20 protein-coding genes are annotated in these 17,627 nt (G+C 63.6%); 16 read left to right on the top strand and 4 right to left on the bottom strand.

Annotation, left to right across the window (positions count from 1 at the left end):
* The first annotated feature begins 183 nt into the window (after positions 1-183).
* The 3 genes from DA1_RS24305 (at position 184) to DA1_RS24315 (ending at position 2,328) form a co-directional block, all read left to right on the top strand.
* Positions 184-786: an ERF family protein gene (locus DA1_RS24305; RefSeq protein WP_230590783.1), complete on the top strand. Its 603-nt coding sequence runs from the start codon at positions 184-186 to the stop codon at positions 784-786.
* Positions 783-1,874: a hypothetical protein gene (locus DA1_RS24310; RefSeq protein ID WP_034393235.1), complete on the top strand. Its 1,092-nt coding sequence runs from the start codon at positions 783-785 to the stop codon at positions 1,872-1,874. Before DA1_RS24305 ends, DA1_RS24310 begins: the two co-directional genes overlap by 4 nt.
* Positions 1,875-2,046: 172 nt before the next feature.
* On the top strand, positions 2,047-2,328 hold the full coding sequence (locus DA1_RS24315; protein WP_034393232.1) for an H-NS histone family protein: 282 nt from the start codon (positions 2,047-2,049) through the stop codon (positions 2,326-2,328).
* A gap of 34 nt (positions 2,329-2,362) precedes the next feature.
* Here DA1_RS24315 and DA1_RS30705 read toward each other — a convergent pair whose 3' ends face one another.
* Entirely contained in the window at positions 2,363-2,839 is a 477-nt protein-coding gene (locus DA1_RS30705; protein ID WP_155294232.1) for a hypothetical protein, read from the bottom strand.
* 50 nt (positions 2,840-2,889) lie between these two features.
* Entirely contained in the window at positions 2,890-3,462 is a 573-nt protein-coding gene (locus tag DA1_RS30710) for a hypothetical protein (RefSeq protein ID WP_155294231.1), read from the bottom strand.
* A gap of 213 nt (positions 3,463-3,675) precedes the next feature.
* On the opposite strand from DA1_RS30710, the gene DA1_RS24320 reads away from it, so the two are divergent.
* The 5 genes from DA1_RS24320 to DA1_RS24340 are packed head-to-tail and all read left to right on the top strand — an operon-like array spanning position 3,676 to position 5,624.
* Positions 3,676-4,260 carry an HNH endonuclease signature motif containing protein gene (locus DA1_RS24320; RefSeq protein WP_230590782.1) on the top strand — a complete coding sequence of 195 codons (585 nt, stop codon included), beginning with the start codon at positions 3,676-3,678 and terminating at the stop codon, positions 4,258-4,260.
* Complete coding sequence (locus tag DA1_RS24325) at positions 4,257-4,547, top strand: hypothetical protein (protein WP_034393229.1); 291 nt, start codon at positions 4,257-4,259, stop codon at positions 4,545-4,547. Before DA1_RS24320 ends, DA1_RS24325 begins: the two co-directional genes overlap by 4 nt.
* A gap of 60 nt (positions 4,548-4,607) precedes the next feature.
* Positions 4,608-4,790, top strand: coding sequence for a hypothetical protein (locus DA1_RS24330; RefSeq protein ID WP_034393227.1), 183 nt, complete (start codon positions 4,608-4,610; stop codon positions 4,788-4,790).
* A gap of 13 nt (positions 4,791-4,803) precedes the next feature.
* On the top strand, positions 4,804-5,358 hold the full coding sequence (locus DA1_RS24335; protein WP_062794171.1) for a hypothetical protein: 555 nt from the start codon (positions 4,804-4,806) through the stop codon (positions 5,356-5,358).
* 20 nt (positions 5,359-5,378) lie between these two features.
* Positions 5,379-5,624 carry a pyocin activator PrtN family protein gene (locus DA1_RS24340; protein WP_062794172.1) on the top strand — a complete coding sequence of 82 codons (246 nt, stop codon included), beginning with the start codon at positions 5,379-5,381 and terminating at the stop codon, positions 5,622-5,624.
* Between the two features lie 18 nt (positions 5,625-5,642).
* Here the strand turns inward: DA1_RS24340 and DA1_RS24345 are convergent, their stop codons facing one another.
* Positions 5,643-6,698: a site-specific integrase gene (locus DA1_RS24345; RefSeq protein ID WP_034393221.1), complete on the bottom strand. Its 1,056-nt coding sequence runs from the start codon at positions 6,696-6,698 to the stop codon at positions 5,643-5,645.
* Positions 6,699-6,821: 123 nt separating this feature from the next.
* Here DA1_RS24345 and dusA point away from each other — a divergent pair, with 123 nt between their 5' ends.
* The 3 genes from dusA (at position 6,822) to rsxB (ending at position 10,114) form a co-directional block, all read left to right on the top strand.
* A complete protein-coding gene (gene dusA, locus DA1_RS24350) occupies positions 6,822-7,832 on the top strand; it encodes a tRNA dihydrouridine(20/20a) synthase DusA (RefSeq protein WP_080736858.1) in 1,011 nt (336 codons plus the stop codon).
* A gap of 168 nt (positions 7,833-8,000) precedes the next feature.
* On the top strand, positions 8,001-9,374 hold the full coding sequence (locus DA1_RS24355) for a polyhydroxyalkanoate depolymerase (RefSeq protein WP_034393218.1): 1,374 nt from the start codon (positions 8,001-8,003) through the stop codon (positions 9,372-9,374).
* 23 nt (positions 9,375-9,397) lie between these two features.
* Positions 9,398-10,114 carry an electron transport complex subunit RsxB gene (gene rsxB, locus DA1_RS24360; RefSeq protein ID WP_034393215.1) on the top strand — a complete coding sequence of 239 codons (717 nt, stop codon included), beginning with the start codon at positions 9,398-9,400 and terminating at the stop codon, positions 10,112-10,114.
* A 108-nt stretch (positions 10,115-10,222) separates the two neighbouring features.
* Here the strand turns inward: rsxB and DA1_RS24365 are convergent, their stop codons facing one another.
* A complete protein-coding gene (locus tag DA1_RS24365) occupies positions 10,223-11,761 on the bottom strand; it encodes a methyl-accepting chemotaxis protein (RefSeq protein ID WP_034393212.1) in 1,539 nt (512 codons plus the stop codon).
* 188 nt (positions 11,762-11,949) lie between these two features.
* On the opposite strand from DA1_RS24365, the gene dapC reads away from it, so the two are divergent.
* The 5 genes from dapC to prmB all read left to right on the top strand — a co-directional run bounded on the left by dapC (position 11,950) and on the right by prmB (position 17,626).
* The gene (gene dapC, locus DA1_RS24370) at positions 11,950-13,155 is read left to right on the top strand and encodes a succinyldiaminopimelate transaminase (RefSeq protein WP_034393209.1); all 1,206 of its coding nucleotides are present in this window, start codon (positions 11,950-11,952) and stop codon (positions 13,153-13,155) included.
* Between the two features lie 51 nt (positions 13,156-13,206).
* On the top strand, positions 13,207-14,031 hold the full coding sequence (gene dapD / locus DA1_RS24375) for a 2,3,4,5-tetrahydropyridine-2,6-dicarboxylate N-succinyltransferase (protein ID WP_012205450.1): 825 nt from the start codon (positions 13,207-13,209) through the stop codon (positions 14,029-14,031).
* A 180-nt stretch (positions 14,032-14,211) separates the two neighbouring features.
* On the top strand, positions 14,212-15,381 hold the full coding sequence (locus DA1_RS24380) for a PilT/PilU family type 4a pilus ATPase (RefSeq protein WP_034393206.1): 1,170 nt from the start codon (positions 14,212-14,214) through the stop codon (positions 15,379-15,381).
* Between the two features lie 86 nt (positions 15,382-15,467).
* Positions 15,468-16,628 carry a succinyl-diaminopimelate desuccinylase gene (gene dapE / locus DA1_RS24385; RefSeq protein ID WP_034393204.1) on the top strand — a complete coding sequence of 387 codons (1,161 nt, stop codon included), beginning with the start codon at positions 15,468-15,470 and terminating at the stop codon, positions 16,626-16,628.
* 20 nt (positions 16,629-16,648) lie between these two features.
* Entirely contained in the window at positions 16,649-17,626 is a 978-nt protein-coding gene (gene prmB / locus DA1_RS24390) for a 50S ribosomal protein L3 N(5)-glutamine methyltransferase (protein ID WP_013802545.1), read from the top strand.
* The last annotated feature ends 1 nt before the right edge of the window (position 17,627 follow it).

Raw genomic sequence — 17,627 nt, forward strand, 5'->3', positions numbered from 1 at the left:
GGCGTTTCTTTTTTGACAACCCGCGAGGATCCTATGAACGCTGTTTCCAAGACTGAAGCGGCAGCAATCGACATGGTGCCAGCGGCAATCATGGCGCCCCCTGCCCCGGTCATGTCTCCTGCTGCGCACTTTCTGCTGACGCTCCAAGAGCGCGGCGTGCCCCCCGAGCAGATCGAAAAATTGATGGATCTGTGGGAACGGGGTGAGCGCCGAGAAGCCGAAAAGGCCTACAACGATGCGCTGGCGGCTTTCCAGGCCAAGGGGATCAGGATCGTGAAGCGCAAGGCCGTGGACTTCACCACCATGAAGGGCCGCACCAGCTACATGCACGCCGAACTGGACGACGTGGTGCAGGCCGTGGGCCCGGAGCTGTCCGCCCACGGCTTCTCGCGGTCCTGGGAAACCAGCCAGGCCGGCCGCGACATCACCGTGACCTGCAAGCTGCGGCATCGTCTGGGGCACAGCGAGAAGATATCGCTCACGGCCCAGCCCGACGAGACGGGCGGCAAGAACGCCATCCAGGCGATCATTTCCACCACGACCTACTTGCAGCGGCACACGCTCAAGCAGATCACGGGCGTGGCCGAGGCCGGCGAGGATGACGACGGCCAGGGCGGCGCGGCCGCGCCTCTCTCCGATCTGGCTCAGGGCTGGATGGACTACATCATCAGCGTGCGCGGTACCGACAAGTTCGCCGAGGCCTGCCGCGAAGGCCGTGCCGCCCTCACCGAAGACCGCGCCGGCCTCATCGCCTTCAACGCTGCCGCCACAAGAGGCGCGCCATGAGGGCCATCCTGTTTCGCTGCTCGAGCATCGGCAGGTTGATGACCGCGCCCGCGAGCATCGACCACGCGCTGATCACGCCCGAGGTCGAGGCCATCCAGGCCAAGAAGGAGCGCACAGACGAGGAAAAGGCCCTGCTCGAAGACCTCAAGCTACGCACGCTCAGCGAAGGCGCCAAGACCTATATCCGCGAGCTGGTGCGGCAGGAAATCTGGGGCGTGGACTTCAGCTTTTCGAGCAAGTACACCGAAAAGGGCAAGGCCGTGGAAGCGGAGGGCCTGGCACTGCTGAACCGCGTGCGCGGACTGAACCTGGCCAAGAACACGGAGCGGCGCAGCGACGGCCAGATCACGGGTGAAGCCGACACCGTGGACCTGGTGCGCCGCTGCGGCCACGATCTGAAGTGCTCATGGAGCCTGCAGACCTTCCCGGCCTTTGTGCGTGACTGCGAGGACGCCCTGTATGCCTGGCAGATGCGAGGCTACATGCGGCTGTGGGACCTGGAGCGCTGGGAGGTCAATTACGTCATGGTCAACACCCCTGAGGATCTGCTGGGCCAGCATGAGCCGCAACACATCCATCTGGTCGAGCACATTCCCGAGCATATGCGCCTGACCACCTGGGCCATTGAGCGCGACCGCGCGCTGGAGGCTCAGATGGACGTGAAGCTGGAACTGGCCCGGGCCTACTACGCGCAGTGCATCGCAGAATTCACGGCCACGCATCTCATCCCTGGCCTGCCCGCCACTTCGCTAGCTGCGCCCTGGCAGCCGCCGCTGGAGCTGATCGATATCCAAGAGCCGCCCCGCGTGCTGGGCCATGTGCAGGAAGATGGCCGCGCCCTCTTGCTGGTCGAGGAGCCCGCACCGGACCCAGCGCCACCAGAGACGGTGCCCACGCTGAACATCGGGCAGATCAACAAGCGCCTGGGCATCTTCGACGTAAAAGCCACCACGGCCGCGGCCCTGGGCATTCCCACGCTCAAGGACCGCAGCGCCGTGCATCTACCGGCCAGCAGCTTTACGGACTTCTGCAATGGGCTCATCGCCCATATCGCCGACGTGCGCGACAGCTTCCAAGCCCAGCCATGAGTCTTCGCAGCGTTTTCCTTGGCCTCGCAGGCATGAGCCTGCTGGCCGACAGCATTGGCTTTGCCGGTGCATTCCTCCTGGCGGCCGCAATTGCGGCATGACCAGAACTTTTAATCCATGGCCCTACCAAAAGAAGGGCCCTACTTTTCTAAACCCTACCGGAGAAAAACCAATGAACGACTACAAGACCCTGCTGCAGCAAAAGGCAGAACTGGATGCACGCATCGCAGAAGCGATGAAGACTGAAAAAGCCGGCGCTGTGGCAGAGGTCCGCACACTGGTTCAGCAGTACCAGCTGACTGAGCAAGATGTCTTTCCTTCCCGCAGCGCCAAGCCGAAGGGCTCTGTGGGCGAGCCCAAGTACCGCGATCCGGCCACCGGCGCGACCTGGACCGGCCGGGGCAAGCCGCCTAACTGGATTCAAGGGAAAGACAGATCTTCCTTTCAACTCTGAATCCGGACTTCACAATCCTTTTTTATCGAGTAATTCATTTCCCCGGTGCTTGAACCGAGTTTTGACCCATCGTTGGCAATAAGTGAATTTGTGGCACTGGGGGTTCATGAAAAACACCTGCAATCGCTATCACTGCCGTTACAATTGCCCCTAGCGCCGTAGCAATCGCAGCCCATTTAGCCCAATTAGCGGCCCTTTCTGCTGCAACTGCTGCGCGTTCAGCAACCAAATACTCCGCGCGCACCATTTCATCTCGACGCTTACGCTCCTCTGCTTCAAGCCAGAGTTGCGCAAAGCGCCGTGACGTCTCATCGACTTCAGCGTTTACAGCCAATGCCACCCGGAGAAATGCCTCTCCGTCCGGATTGAAACCATCAACCCAATTTTGCACTGAACTAACAGAAAGGAATTTCACACGCAAGTGCTGAGACGCCAAAGCCCTCTCTGGATTTTTAAAATAGAAATTGAACCATCCTTTTTTGCTCTCAGCAACGTCATCTATTTTATCCATAGCTACTATCATGATAGTCAACCGTTAGAAAACTAGCAAATTTTCAGAATTTAAATCTTATACATAGTTACTCCGGGATGTTTTACTCTAACCATCTGAATAAAATCCTCAAGAGCTTCTTGCAACAATTTCGCAGTAGAAATAATTTCTGTGTTTTTCTCAGGAGATTGAATCAATATCTCACATAATACCTTCGTCTGCGCCGATATAGATCTTGTCCCTTCGAGTGCAGCTGACCAACTTATATGCAAATATTCTGCCTGAATTGTCGCAGCTATAGCTAATTGCTCGCATACGACCGCGTGTAGAAGCTTAACATCCGCTGTCGACAGGACCGAAACTGCCACAAGTCTTTCCAGATGGGAAGAGGTAGTTGCAACAAAAGTCCTTATCTTACTTATAGCTGATATTTTTTGCAAATGTACTTGCTTTGCGTACTGCAGCTTAACCACCAAAAACGCACCGAGCAACGCAAGCACAGAGCCGACGGCCTGGACCCACCCAGCCCACTCTGACTTTGTCATACAAACCGCCCACCAATCAATCCATAAAAAACAATATTCAATTGGCTGGTTTACTATCTGACCATCGGTATTAGCACTAACCGCTTGACTCCATTCCATGGATTCATCCTTTAATACTCAGGAAAATGAACGCACACAGTCCTTCTTGTGCAGTCACCAGAGTTCATACGACCGATCACCAAGATGTTGCCACAAAATATGAGTGCCAAAAAACAAAAACGAGCCATATGGAATGATCAGTTAACAAGTCAGCTTTACATCCTTTACCCGGACATGCCAACCGAGCAAGTAGCACAAATACTGGGGTGCAGCATGTCTGCAATCTACCGACAGGCTGTTGCCCTGGGGATCAAGAAATCCCAGGCCTTCAACGAAAGCGAGCACAGCGGACGAATTCAGCGCGGCAGGAATGACCCTCGGATGGTGGCCACGCAATTTCAACCTGGACTCACGCCCTGGAACAAAGGCGTGCCTGGGTCGACGGGTCACCATGAAAACACCCGAGCAACGCAGTTCAAGACGCGCCGGCCGGAAGAGGCCAGGAACTACTTGCCCATCGGCAGCCTGCGCGTGACGCGCGACGGGCTTCTGGAACGCAAGATGACCGACGACCGGGCAATCGTCCCTGCACGGCGCTGGACAGGAGTGCACCGACTCGTCTGGGAAGCTGCGAACGGTCCAGTGCCAGAGGGTCACATCGTCGTGTTCCGGCCTGGCCAGCGGACTACCCAGGAGGCCGAAATCACTATCGATCGCCTCGAATGCATCAGCCGCGCCGAGAACGCGCGCCGAAACCATCCCGCCCGCAAGTCTCCCGAGCTGGCCAAGCTGGTCCAGCTCAAGGGCGCCATCACTCGCCAGGTCAACCGCATTGCAAAAGAGAGCCAACCGAAATGAGCACCCCGCACATCACCCTCGTTCGCCAGCAGTTGTTGGACACGCTGACAGATCTTCGCAACCGCGAGCAGCCCATGGACGTAGACCGCGCCCGTGCAGTGGCTCAGGTGGCCTCTGTTCTCGTTGACACGGCTAAGGTCGAAGTGGAGTACTTGAAGGTCACGCACTCGGACCGGAGCGACTTCCTCGAAGCACCGCCCACGGCGCCGCAGTTGCCTGCCCCCAGCAGCACGCCTACCCCACACAACCCCTTTCCTACGTCGGTTCGGCACACCCTGGCCGGCTGATCAACCGCATCCACCATGCTCCGGCCCGCCTTGCGCGGGCCGCTTCGTTTCTGCATCCACATGTCCAAGACCACACCCCAGAAGCCCTACACCCCTCCCAGCAACTGCTACCAGGGCACGGAGCTGAAACCGCATCCAGGCCTGCCGGCCTCGCGCTTCTATGCCTTCACGCTGCCCAGCCGAGTAGGCGGGCATCTGTACTACCCGGAACCCGCGCGCCGCGTCCAACCTTTCCCTGCCTGATCTGGAGCCTCTGATGACGATGATCAACACACCTCTGGTGCTGCTGGCACAGCAGTGCGGCGGCACCTTTCACACGCCAGGCCCGACGCGCGCCATCCGCGGTATGTGCTTCACCTTCGAGCAGTTGGAAGCGCTGGCTGAACGGCTGCGTGAAAGCACGGCCGTAGGGGCTGTCGGGGAGCCAGTCTCGCCGAAAAAGCCTCTGCCTCATGTATCGCGGCATCGGTCTGGCATTGGAACGCCAGATGGTGCTGCGCAGGAGATAGCGAAGGCATTTCTACAAGATGGCCTGACTGTTCTGGTCGTAACGCACGACGGCAAGGCCGCGCCGCCTGGAGCTCGAGCATGTGGGCCTGAAGACCTTGAGCATTCACTCGGTCTGACGTTGCTGGACGAGATGGACAGCGACCGTCAGGAGAAGGTAGTTGTGGTGATTGATGCACAGCCAATTTTTCATGAGGGACGCGTTTTCCACCCAATTAAGCCTGAGACAGTGACCAACATGATCAATTCGATGCTCTCGGAGTATCCAAACGATGACCTGGCTGTGATCTACGTCCAGGAGTGATTCAGAAAAATCCAGAAAACATGAACACCTTTTTTGCACTCATGGCGGAATATGGGACTGCCCACATTCCAGTAGAGAAATGCGCCGATATCTTCGGCCTTTCGCCAAGAAAGGCTTGCGAGGCGGCCGGCCGCCAACGGCTTCCGGTCCCCGCCTTTCGGTTGGGATCACAAAAAAGTCCGTGGTTGGTGGACGCACACAAGTTGGCCGAGTACCTCGACCGCCTCAAACAAGAAGCGGACGCCGATTGGCAGAGGCTGCAGTAGGCGCAGCTCCAAAGCCCATCAACGCTCTTTGACGTTCTCAGGGCGCAGATGGGTATACCGTTTCAACGTGGCCCAGCTTTCATGCAACGTGAACTGGGCAACCTCCTGGATGCTGTATCCCCTCTCGAAAAGCCTGCTTGTCGCCTCATGTCGCAAGTCGTGGAAGTGAAGATCCTCGATACCAAGGACATGGCAGGCACGCGTGAATGCGGCTCCGACTGATCTGTTGTTGTAAGGGAAGACGAATTCCGCCCCCTCTTCTCTCGACTGACTTTTGATGATCTCGGCTGCCGCCTTGAGCACCCGGAAGCACCGCCGGTTGCCCTTCTTCATGCGGGGGTGCTTCACGTCATCCAGCCACGCCACCCCCTTCTCAAAATCCACATCGTCCCAACGCAGGCGGCATATCTCCTCCTGGCGCCGCGCCGTGAGCAGCGCGAACTGCATGATGTCGCGCATGGGAATGGACGCCCTGCCGTCGCGGCTGGAGAAGTGCTCCAGTAGCTTGGCCTCTTCCTCGGGCAGCAGCCGGCGCGAGCGCTGGGCCGGCTTGGCGATCACCCGCGTGCGCAGCAGCTCGGACTTGGCACGGTCCAGCACCTGCAGCGGCGCATCAATGCCGCGCGCGGCCGAAGCATGCAGGAACACCTGGCGCAGCCACACCATGTCATTGAGCACGGTGGCCGGGCCGGCCTCGTCTTCCGTGCGCCGCTTCTTGGCGTAGCCCATCAGATCCTGCACCGTGAGCTTGGTGGCCTGGAGGTCGGCCAGGCCAGAGGCCTGCAGGCGCGCGATGTCGGCTTTTTTACTACGGCCCCACTCAGTCACGTTTTCGGCCGCGCTGACATAATCCCGTAGTAGCTCCCCCACTGAAACTTTCTTGTGTAGAGCCTGGCCAGAAGCGCGCTCCTGCTCCAGCTCGTACTCCCGCCGGCGCAGCCATTCGCTGGCCAGAACCTTCCGGCTGAACGTCTGTGCTTCGCTGTAGATGACCTGGCCGCCTTCCTTGAGCCGGATCTGCGCGGTGTATGACTGCGAGCCGTCTGCTCGCTTGCGTGTGGTGATGGTTCCCATTGAGTGCTACAAGCCAATTTTGTAGCACTCAATGTAGCACTCAGAGCTGAAAAAACAGGAAAAACGGGGTCCAACGGTGCAAAATCAGGAGCAGTCACCGGAGCAAGAAACCCAATCAAATCAATGACAAACGTAGAAAATCAAGCACCTGCAAGCATGTGGCGCATGTCCGTTGCACCCATGATGGACTGGACCGACAAGCACTGCCGCTACCTGCACCGGCTTCTGAGCCGCCACACCTTGCTCTACACAGAGATGGTGACGACGGGCGCTCTGCTGCACGGTGATGTGCCGCGGCATCTGCGTTTCGAGGCCGAGGAGCATCCGGTGGCGCTGCAGCTCGGCGGCAGCGAGCCTTCCGATCTGGCGCAGGCTGCGCGGCTGGGGGCGCAGTGGGGGTATGACGAGATCAACCTCAATTGCGGCTGCCCCAGCGAGCGTGTGCAACGCGGCGCATTTGGCGCATGCCTGATGAATGAGGCGCCGTTGGTGGCCGATTGCGTGAAGGCGATGGTGGATGTGGTGGATGTGCCCGTCACGGTGAAGCACCGCATCGGCATCGACAAGGATGAGAGCTACCAGTTCGTGCGCGATTTCGTGGGCACGGTGGCCGATGCGGGATGCCGCGTGTTCATCGTTCACGCGCGTAATGCCTGGCTCAAGGGCCTGTCTCCCAAGGAAAACCGCGAGATCCCGCCGCTGCGCTACGAGATCGTGGCCCGGCTCAAGCAGGATTTTCCGGAACTGACCATTGCCATCAATGGCGGCATCAAGGCCGATGCCACGGTGCAGGAACTGCTGCAGCAGGTCGATGGCGTGATGGTGGGCCGCGAGGCCTATCACAACCCCTGGTGGCTGGCCTCGTGGGATGCGCTGTACTACGGCGATGCGAGCGTGGAGCACACGCGCGAGTCCATCGAGGAGCAGATGGTGGCGTATATGGAGCGCGAGGCGCGCACGCATGGCACGCACTGGTACTCCATCGCGCGGCATATGTTGGGGTTGCGCAACGGGCTGGCGGGGGCGCGCCGCTGGCGCCAGGTGTGGAGCAATCACCAGTTCAAGCAATTGCCGCCTTCAGAGGTGATGCGGCTTGCGCGCACCAAACCGGCCGAGGCGGCGCTTGCCGCCTAGCGCTGGGGACTGCATTGCAGGATGGCCAGGGCTAAGTCGACCGCCCGCCCAGGCCTATCGGTAAAAACTATCACTTACGCGACAGCATCAAAGGGGTTTTACTACCAATTTTCTTAGCTTGCTGCTGATATATTGCACTGCAACATATCCAAACAACCCCTTGTATCCATGCTCTATCAGCTCTACGAAATCCAGCGCGCCATGGTCGAGCCCTTTGCCGATTTCGCGCAAGCTGCAGCCAAGCTCTACAGCAACCCCCACTCGTTGCTGAGCCAAGGTCCGATGTCCCAGCGCATGGCCGCCGGGTTCGATCTGTTCTACCGCCTTGGCAAGGATTACGAGAAGCCCGAATTCAACCTGCACAGTGTGGATGTGGGCGGCGTTGACGTGACCATCCGCGAGCGCGTCGAAGTGGACAAGCCGTTTTGCGAGCTGCGCCGCTTCAAGCGCTTCTCCGACGACACCGATACGCTGCAGACCATGCTGAGCCAGCCCGTGGTGCTGATCGTGGCGCCGCTGTCGGGCCACTACGCCACGCTGCTGCGCGATACGGTGCAAAGCATGCTGGGCGGCCACAAGGTCTACATCACCGACTGGAAGAACGCCCGCCTGGTGCCCCTGGCCGATGGCGAGTTCCACCTCGACGACTACGTGAACTATGTGCAGGAGTTCATCCGCTACCTGCAGGGCAAATACGGCCAGTGCCACGTGGTCAGCGTCTGCCAGCCCACGGTGCCGGTGCTGGCTGCCGTGTCGCTGATGGCCAGCCGTGGCGAGACGCCCCCGCTGTCCATGACCATGATGGGCGGCCCCATCGACGCGCGCCGCTCGCCGACCTCGGTGAACAACCTGGCGCAGAACCGCAGCTTCGAGTGGTTCGAGAACAACGTGATCTACCGCGTGCCCGAAGGCTATCCGGGCGTAGGCCGCCGCGTGTACCCGGGCTTCCTGCAGTACTCGGGCTTCGTGGCCATGAATCCGGACCGCCACGCCAATAGCCACTACGACTACTTCAAGGACCTGATCAAGGGTGACGACGCCAGCGCCGAGCATCACCGCAAGTTCTATGACGAGTACAACGCCGTGCTCGACATGGATGCCGACTACTACCTCGAGACCATCGCCACGGTGTTCCAGGACTACAAGCTGGTCCATGGCACCTGGGAAGTGCGTTCGCCCGAAGGCCAGGCCGAGCTGGTGCGCCCGCAGGACATCAAGGGCAGCGCCCTGCTGACCGTCGAAGGCGAGCTGGACGACATCTCCGGCTCGGGCCAGACGCGTGCAGCGCACGATCTGTGCACGGGCATCGCGGCCGATCAGCGCAAGCACCTTGAAGTGCCGGGCGCCGGACACTACGGGATTTTCAGCGGCAGGCGCTGGAGAGAGATCGTCTACCCGCAGGTGCGCGAGTTCATCAGTGCCCACCAGCCCGAAAGCGCCACGGCCGCCAGCGCGGCAGGTCACACCAGCAGCCTGAGCGATGACGCGCCCTCGGCCACCGAGCAGCCGCGCAAGCGCGGTGCCAAGGTGCAGGCAGGCTGAGCACCGAGCAAGCCAGGCCCGCCATGTCCGCCTTCGCAATCCTTGCCCGCGACGATCTGGCAGCACGCATAGACGCGGCGCTGCCGCAGACGCAGTGCACGCGTTGCGGCTACCCCGACTGCGCCAGCTATGCCCAGGCCGTGGCCTCGGGCGAGGCCGGCATCAACCAGTGCCCCCCCGGGGGCGCTGCGGGAGTGGAGAGGCTGGCTGCACTGACGGGCCGGCCCGCTGTCCCACTGAGCGCCGAGCACGGCACGGAAGCCCCGCGCACCGTGGCCGTGATCGACGAGGCATGGTGCATCGGTTGCACCCTGTGCATCAAGGCCTGCCCCACGGATGCCATCCTGGGCGCCAACAAGTTCATGCATACGGTGATCGCAGCCCACTGCACGGGCTGCGAGCTGTGCATCCCCGTCTGTCCCGTGGACTGTATCGAGCTGCACAACGCCAGCGGCCCGGCCACAGGCTGGTCTGCCTGGAGCCCCCAGCAGGCCGAGCATGCGCGCCAGCGCTATGTGCTGCGCCGAGAGCGTGAACAGGAGCGCGAGCGCCTGGGTGCCTCCCGGGCGCAGATGCCTCTTGCATTGGGTGAGCAGGAAATGGCCGACGACGCCAGCCCTTCCACGCCCTGCCCGGCGCCCCCGCTGGCGACCGACAGCAAGCAAGCCACCATCGCAGCCATCCTGGCCCGCGCACGCGCCCAGCGTGCGGGTGGTGCCTCAACGCCCAACGGGCATTGAGTGGATGTGGGCGGGCAGCGAGACCCGCCTACGCCCGCCAGTACAAGCCTATGGATGCCCATAGATGGTCATAGACCGCCATAGGCACCCACGCAGGCCGTGGCAGGCCTACGCAGCCAGCGCCAGGCTCTTGTAGACCCCGCAACCCCAGTACAGCCCGCCATGCTTGCAGACGAAGGACATCTTGGTCTGTACCTGTTGCGTGGCAGGGTTTCTGAAGTCGTACTCCACCCAGCCTGGGCCGCGCTCGGCCTGGGCAATGATGTCGGCCAACAGTTGCTCACCCCGCACGCCTGGCAGCTCCTGCACGCGCACGCCCACACGCGCAGGGTTGCCGCCGAAGGCGCGGTAGCTGCCGTCGGCGGCCAGGGCGAACACGTACATATCGCGGTCATGGAAGGGCTGGCCGGGGTCGTTCACGGCGGCCAGCAATGCCTCGGTGGCCACGCCGCGCCGCGCCAGGCCCAGGGCCGACTCGACCAGGGCCACGGCTTCCTCCGCCGTGCCCTGCTGCAGGCGAAAGCGCGACACCGCCCCTGACAGCATCTGCGCGCGCTGCTGCAGCGCGCGTGCCTGGTCCAGCGCGTGGCCCACCATCTGCGCGTTGTGCTGGGTGATCTCGTCGATCTGGTGCACGGCGCGGCTGATCTCGGCCAGGCCCGTGCTCTGGCTGCCGGTCGATTGCGAGAGCTCGCCCATGTGCTCGGCCACCTGGCGGATGCCTTCGGTCACGCGCTCCATGCCACGCCCGGCCGTGCGGATCAACTCGGTGCTGTGCTCCACCTGGGTCAGCGCATCGCCAATCAGGTGGCGAATCTCGCGCGCCGCCTCCGCCGAGCGGCCGGCCAGAGAGCGCACCTCGCTGGCCACCACGGCAAAGCCCCGGCCCTGCTCGCCAGCCCGTGCGGCCTCCACGGCGGCATTGAGCGCGAGGATATTGGTCTGGAAAGCAATGCCGTCGATCACGCCGATGATCTCCCGCATGCGCCCGGCGCTGTTCTCAATGGTCTCCACCGATTCCACGGCGCGGCCCATGGCCACCACGCCTTCATCGGCGGCGCCGCGCACGGCGCTGGCCTGGTGGTGGACCACGCCCACCACATCGGCGTTGTGCTGCACGGCGCTGCTCAACTGCTCCACGCTGACCACGGTCTGGGCCAGGTTGGTGGCCTGCAGCTCGGTGCGATCGGACAGCGCCTGGTGCTCGTTCACCAATTGCTGCCCGGCCTGCGCCACCAGGGCCGCGTTGCTGCGCACATCGGCCACCATGCCCGACAGCGAGGTGACCATGCCTCCCAGCAGCGCCTTGGGCGTCTGGACAGCACCAACGCCCTCCTGCGAGGCGGCCGCCTCCACGGTCACGCGCTGGCTCAGGTCGCCCTGGGCGATGCCCTGCATGGCCTGCTGCAGCAATTCGCGCTCGCCGATCACCCGCGACCAGAGCCTGTGCATGCCGCCCAGCAGCAGTCCGGCCCACAGCAGCAAGGCTCCCCAAACCCAGGGCCCCATGCCCGCCGAGCCGGCCACCAGCGCCAGCGGCGGCCCCGCCAATGCCCACACGGCGCATACAAGGAAGCCGGCCCCGGGGCCGGATGTATGCTTACGATGCCTGTTTCCCACTTTTTCCATGCCAGCGCCTGCCTGCATAGCTGATTGCCTCTCTAGTCATTGATATCTGGAATTCACCGTTCACGAGGCCCCGCCACACGAGATGGCATGGCCCCAGTCGAGACCATGCCAGAATAGGTAACAGAATGCAAAAAAGCCAGCGTGCAGACCCGCAGCCCCCTGTGACAACGGCATGCCGAAAGCGCATCAATCCATAATGCGAGCCCATGAATCCCCTGCTCTCCCGACTCCAGCCCTACCCGTTTGAGCGTCTTCGCAAACTGTTCGCCGGGGTCCAGCCACCGGCGGGCGTGCGCCCCATCAGCCTTGGCATCGGAGAGCCCCGCCATGCCACGCCAGCGTTCATCGAACAGGCACTGAGCGCCGACCTCGGCGGCCTGGCCAAGTACCCGGCCACGGCCGGCGAGCCCGCGCTGCGCGAGGCCTGCGCCCAGTGGGCACGCCAGCGCTATGGCATTGCCCTGGACGCCGCCACCCAGGTGCTGCCCGTCAACGGCTCGCGCGAGGCACTGTTTGCCTTCACCCAGGTGGTGGTGGATGCCAGCCAGGACGGCGCGCGCGTGATCTGCCCCAACCCGTTCTATCAAATCTACGAAGGCGCCACCCTGCTGGCCGGTGCCCAGCCGTACTACGCGCCCAGCGACGCCGCGCGCAACTTCGCGGTGGACTGGGACAGCGTGCCCGCCGACGTGTGGGAAAAGACCCAGCTGATCTTCGTTTGCTCGCCCGGCAACCCCACGGGCGCGGTGATGCCGCTGGCCGAATGGGAAAAGCTGTTTGCCCTGTCCGACCGCTACGGCTTCGTGATCGCCAGCGACGAGTGCTACAGCGAGATCTATTTCGACGGCACCGCCCCCCTGGGCGGCCTGGAAGCCGCACAGCGCCTGGGCCGCACGGACTACAAAAACCTGCTGATGTTCACCAGCCTGTCCAAGCGCAGCAATGTGCCCGGCCTGCGCAGCGGTTTCGTGGCGGGCGATGCGGCCCTGATCAAGGCCTTTTTGCTGTACCGCACCTACCACGGCGGTGCCATGAGCCCCGTGGTGCAGACGGCCAGCATCGCGGCCTGGGCCGACGAGGCCCATGTCGAGGAAAACCGCCGCCTGTACCGCGAGAAGTTCAACCAGGTCACGCCCGTGCTGGCGCGCGTGATGGATGTGCGCCTGCCCGACGCAAGCTTCTACCTGTGGGCCGGCATTCCCGAATCGCTGGGCCTGGACGACGCCGACTTTGCACGCGAGCTGTATGCCGCCACCGGCGTGACCGTGCTGCCCGGCAGCTACCTGGCGCGCGAGGCCAATGGCCGCAACCCCGGCGCCGGGCGCGTGCGCATGGCCCTGGTGGCCGAGACCGCAGAATGCCTGGAAGCCGCCCAGCGCATTGCACAGTTCATAGAATCGCGCCAGCGCTGAGACAGCCCTGCGCTCCCCTTTCCTCACAAACCCTTTGATCACCAAAGCCATATGACGCAACAGCTGCAATCCATCATCGACACCGCCTGGGACAACCGTGCCAGCCTCTCCCCCGCTGCCGCCCCCAAGGAAGTGACCGAGGCCGTGGACCACGTGATCGAAGCCCTGAACAACGGCCAGCTGCGCGTGGCCACGCGCGAAGGCGTGGGCCAGTGGACCGTGCACCAGTGGATCAAGAAGGCCGTGCTGCTGTCCTTCCGCCTCAAGGACAACGTGCTGATGCAGTCCGGCGACCTGAACTTCTTCGACAAGGTCCCCACCAAGTTCGCCGGCATGACCGAGGCCGAGATCGCCGCCACCGGCGTGCGCGTGGTGCCTCCGGCCGTGGCCCGCCGCGGCAGCTTCGTTGCCAAGGGCGCGATCCTGATGCCTTCCTACGTGAACATCGGCGCCTATGTGGACGAAGGCACCATGGTCGACACCTGGGCCACCGTGGGCTCCTGCGCCCAGGTCGGCAAGAACGTGCACCTGTCCGGCGGCGTGGGCCTGGGCGGCGTGCTGGAGCCGCTGCAGGCCAACCCGACCATCATCGAGGACAACTGCTTCATCGGCGCGCGTTCCGAGATCGTCGAAGGCGTGATCGTGGAAGAGAACTCCGTGATCTCCATGGGCGTGTACATCGGCCAGTCCACCCCCATCTATGACCGTGCGACCGGCGAGACCAGCTATGGCCGCGTGCCTGCCGGCTCGGTGGTGGTGTCGGGCAACCTGCCCAAGGACAACGGCCGCTACAGCATGTACGCCGCCATCATCGTCAAGAAGGTCGATGCCAAGACACGCTCCACCACGAGCCTGAACGACCTGCTGCGCGATTGATCCGCATCCGCACCGCGCCAAAGGCGTGGTTGCGGCGCCAAAACATCCCCTGTTCAGGGGATGGAGCAAGGCATACTCTCGAGGGCGTCCCCGGCCACCAGGCAGCGGACGCCCGTTTCACGTCACAAGAGCGTGCAGACGATCCAAGAACAGCGGCAGTACACGAATTTGGGGGAAAACATGGGCACGATGGAGAGGATTTTGCGCCTGATGGGCGAGAAGCAGGCGTCCGACGTCTACCTGGCGGTCAACGCGCCGGCGCTGATCAAGATCAACGGCGAATGCGTGCCCATCAACAACCAGCTGCTGCCGCCCGACGCGCCGCGCAGCCTGCTGGCCGAGATCGTGCCGGCCGAACGCCTGCAGGAACTGGACGAAACGGGCGAGCTCAACATGGGCGTGCCGCTGCGCGGCGTGGGGCGTTTTCGCGTCAGCGCCATGCACCAGCGCGGCAGCTGCGCCGTGGTGATCCGCTTCATCGCCCAGCACATTCCGGCCATGGACACGCTGAACCTGCCGCCCGTGCTGGGCGAGCTGATCATGCAAAAGCGCGGCCTGCTGCTGGTCGTGGGCTCCACGGGCTCGGGCAAGAGCACGACGCTGGCCTCGATGATCGATGCGCGCAACGAAAAGCTCACGGGCCACATCCTCACCATCGAGGACCCCATCGAATACCAGTTCCGCAACAAGCGCTCCATCGTCAACCAGCGCGAAGTGGGCTCGGACACGGCATCGCTGCAGATCGCGCTCAAGAACGCGCTGCGCCAGGCCCCTGACGTGATCCTGATCGGCGAAATCCGCGACCGCGAGACCATGTCCTCGGCCATGGGCTTTGCGCAGTCGGGCCACCTGTGCCTGGCCACGCTGCACGCCAACAACAGCTACCACGCGCTCAACCGCATCCTGTCCTTCTTCCCCGAGGAAATCCGCCCCACCATGCTGGGCGAGCTGTCGGCTGCACTCAAGGGCGTGATCTCCCAGCGCCTGGTTCGCACCGTGGACGGCGGCCGCATGCCGGCCGTCGAGGTCATGCTCAACACCAAGCTGATCGCCGACCTGATCGAGCGCGGCAACTTCTCGGGCGTCAAGGAGGCCATGGAAAAATCCATGGCCGAAGGCTCGCAGACCTTTGAAGAGGCGCTGGCGCAGCTGGTCCGCTCCGGCCGCATCGACCGCGCCGAAGCCCTGGCCTTCGCCGATTCGCCCACCAACCTGATGTGGCGCCTGGAAAACGACGTGGTCAAGGCCAGCCATGCAGCGCAGTCCAGCCAGTTCGCCGAACTGGCCACGCCCGGCGAGGACGACATGCCCTCGTTCACGGAAATCATGCTGGAAGTCAAGCCGAACTGATCGGCCAGCCCCGCAGCGTTCACAATGTCGGAGCACGCTGGCGGCAGCCGGCCCTCCGACTTTTTTGTTTTTTGATTCCACCCACCATGTCCCGCACCCTGCAACTGACCGAGCAGCTGATCAGCCTGCCCTCCGTCACTCCCGAAGACGCCGGCTGCCTTGAACTACTGGCCGATGCCCTGCAGCCCATGGGCTTTGCCTGCGAGCGCATCGACAGCGGCCCCGACAGCTTTCGCGTGCGCAACCTCTGGGCCCGGCGCTCCGGGACAGGCGCCGACCGGCCCGTGCTGGTCTTTGCCGGCCATACCGACGTGGTGCCCACCGGCCCGCTGGAACAGTGGAGCAGCCCGCCCTTCGTGCCCACGCACCGCGACGGCAAGCTGTACGGCCGCGGCGCCAGCGACATGAAGACCTCCATCGCCGCCTTCGTCGTGGCGCTGGAAGAATTCCTGGCCGAGACACCGGCTCCCTCCTTCGACATTGCCCTGCTGCTGACCAGCGACGAGGAAGGCCCCTCGGTGGACGGCACCAAGGTCGTGGTCGAGCTGCTGCGCGAGCGCGGCGAGCGCCTGGACTGGTGCATCGTGGGCGAGCCCACTTCGGTGGAGCGCACGGGCGACATGATCAAGAACGGCCGCCGGGGCACCATGAGCGGGCGCCTCACGGTCAAGGGCATCCAGGGCCACATCGCCTACCCGCAGCTGGCGCGCAACCCCATCCACCAGGCCCTGCCGGCCCTGGCCGAACTAGCCGCCACGCGCTGGGACGAGGGCAATGCCTTCTTCCCGCCCACCAGCTGGCAGATCAGCAACATGCATGGCGGCACGGGCGCATCCAACGTCATTCCCGGCCATGTGACCATCGACTTCAACTTCCGCTTCTGCACCGAGTCCACGGCCGAATCGCTGCAGCAGCGCGTGCACGCCGTGCTGGACCGCCACGGGCTGGAGTACGAGCTGGCCTGGACCATTGGCGGCCAGCCCTTCCTGACCACGCCGGGCACGCTGGTGAACGCCGTGCAGGCGGCCATCCGCGCCGAGACCGGCCTGGAGACCGAGCTGTCCACCACGGGCGGCACCAGCGACGGCCGCTTCATCGCCCAGATCTGCAGCCAGGTCGTGGAGGTGGGCCCGCCCAACGCCAGCATCCACAAGATCGACGAGCACATCGTGGTGGCCGACATCGAGCCCATCAAGAACATTTACCGCCGCACGCTCCAGGAGCTGCAGCGACAGCAGGCCGTCTGAACGCGACCAAGGAGCCGACGATGACATCCGCCCCCACCCCTGCCAATATTCCCGCCATCTCGGGCAGCACCATCGCCGACCTCGTGGCCTCGGGCGCCGCAGCGCTCACGGCGGCCGGCGTGGCCTTTGGCCACGGCACGGCCACGGCCGAAGACGAAGCGGCCTGGCTCACGCTGTGGAAGCTGGGCCTGCCGCTGGACAGCGAACTGGCGCCTGGCGCGCCCGAATCCCTGGCCGACCAGGCCGTCAGCGCCCAGCAGCAGGCCGAAGTGGCCGAGCTGTTCGCAGAGCGCATCCGAACGCGCAAGCCCGCCGCCTACCTCACGCGCGAGGCCTGGCTGCAGGGCGTGCCCTTCTACGTGGACGAGCGCGCCATCGTGCCGCGCAGCTTCATTGCCGAGCTGCTGGCCGACGGCAGCATCGACGGCTGGCTGTCCGACCGCACGCGCCGCGTGCTGGACCTGTGCACCGGCAACGGCAGCCTGGCCTGCCTGGCGGCCATGGCCTGGCCCGAGGTCGAGGTCACGGGCGCCGACATCTCGGCCGACGCGCTGGCCGTGGCGCGCATCAACGTGGACCGCCATGAACTCGCCGAGCGCGTGCAGCTGCTGGAAAGCGATGGCCTGGCCGCCCTGCCCGGCCCCTGGGACCTGGTGCTGTGCAACCCGCCCTATGTGAACGCCGACAGCATGTCGCGCCTGCCCGCCGAATACCAGGCCGAGCCCGAACTGGCGCTGGCCGGCGGCGCCGACGGCATGGACTTCATCCGCCGCCTGCTGCTGGACCTGCCATCGCGACTGGCCAAGGAAGGCGTGGTCGTGCTGGAAATCGGCAATGAAAAGGACTTCTTCGAAGCCGCCTTCCCCGACCTGCCCGTGTTCTGGCTGGACACCAGCTCGGGCGACGAGCAGGTGCTGCTGATCACCCAGGAGGCACTTCGCGCCTGGACCGAAGGCGACATCGAGGCCCTGCGCCCCACCTACCGCCCCCTGGGCTGAG

Origin of the sequence: Delftia acidovorans NBRC 14950, assembly GCF_001598795.1 — a bacterium.
Taxonomy (GTDB): domain Bacteria; phylum Pseudomonadota; class Gammaproteobacteria; order Burkholderiales; family Burkholderiaceae_C; genus Comamonas; species Comamonas acidovorans.

Coding starts and splice junctions, on each gene's coding strand:
- DA1_RS24305 (WP_230590783.1), top strand. CDS start 184: ATGGATCTGTGGGAACGGGGTGAGCGCCGAGAAGCCGAAAAGGCCTAC.
- DA1_RS24310 (WP_034393235.1), top strand. CDS start 783: ATGAGGGCCATCCTGTTTCGCTGCTCGAGCATCGGCAGGTTGATGACC.
- DA1_RS24315 (WP_034393232.1), top strand. CDS start 2,047: ATGAACGACTACAAGACCCTGCTGCAGCAAAAGGCAGAACTGGATGCA.
- DA1_RS30705 (WP_155294232.1), bottom strand. CDS start 2,839: ATGGATAAAATAGATGACGTTGCTGAGAGCAAAAAAGGATGGTTCAAT.
- DA1_RS30710 (WP_155294231.1), bottom strand. CDS start 3,462: ATGGAATGGAGTCAAGCGGTTAGTGCTAATACCGATGGTCAGATAGTA.
- DA1_RS24320 (WP_230590782.1), top strand. CDS start 3,676: ATGTCTGCAATCTACCGACAGGCTGTTGCCCTGGGGATCAAGAAATCC.
- DA1_RS24325 (WP_034393229.1), top strand. CDS start 4,257: ATGAGCACCCCGCACATCACCCTCGTTCGCCAGCAGTTGTTGGACACG.
- DA1_RS24330 (WP_034393227.1), top strand. CDS start 4,608: ATGTCCAAGACCACACCCCAGAAGCCCTACACCCCTCCCAGCAACTGC.
- DA1_RS24335 (WP_062794171.1), top strand. CDS start 4,804: ATGACGATGATCAACACACCTCTGGTGCTGCTGGCACAGCAGTGCGGC.
- DA1_RS24340 (WP_062794172.1), top strand. CDS start 5,379: ATGAACACCTTTTTTGCACTCATGGCGGAATATGGGACTGCCCACATT.
- DA1_RS24345 (WP_034393221.1), bottom strand. CDS start 6,698: ATGGGAACCATCACCACACGCAAGCGAGCAGACGGCTCGCAGTCATAC.
- dusA (WP_080736858.1), top strand. CDS start 6,822: ATGACAAACGTAGAAAATCAAGCACCTGCAAGCATGTGGCGCATGTCC.
- DA1_RS24355 (WP_034393218.1), top strand. CDS start 8,001: ATGCTCTATCAGCTCTACGAAATCCAGCGCGCCATGGTCGAGCCCTTT.
- rsxB (WP_034393215.1), top strand. CDS start 9,398: ATGTCCGCCTTCGCAATCCTTGCCCGCGACGATCTGGCAGCACGCATA.
- DA1_RS24365 (WP_034393212.1), bottom strand. CDS start 11,761: ATGCAGGCAGGCGCTGGCATGGAAAAAGTGGGAAACAGGCATCGTAAG.
- dapC (WP_034393209.1), top strand. CDS start 11,950: ATGAATCCCCTGCTCTCCCGACTCCAGCCCTACCCGTTTGAGCGTCTT.
- dapD (WP_012205450.1), top strand. CDS start 13,207: ATGACGCAACAGCTGCAATCCATCATCGACACCGCCTGGGACAACCGT.
- DA1_RS24380 (WP_034393206.1), top strand. CDS start 14,212: ATGGGCACGATGGAGAGGATTTTGCGCCTGATGGGCGAGAAGCAGGCG.
- dapE (WP_034393204.1), top strand. CDS start 15,468: ATGTCCCGCACCCTGCAACTGACCGAGCAGCTGATCAGCCTGCCCTCC.
- prmB (WP_013802545.1), top strand. CDS start 16,649: ATGACATCCGCCCCCACCCCTGCCAATATTCCCGCCATCTCGGGCAGC.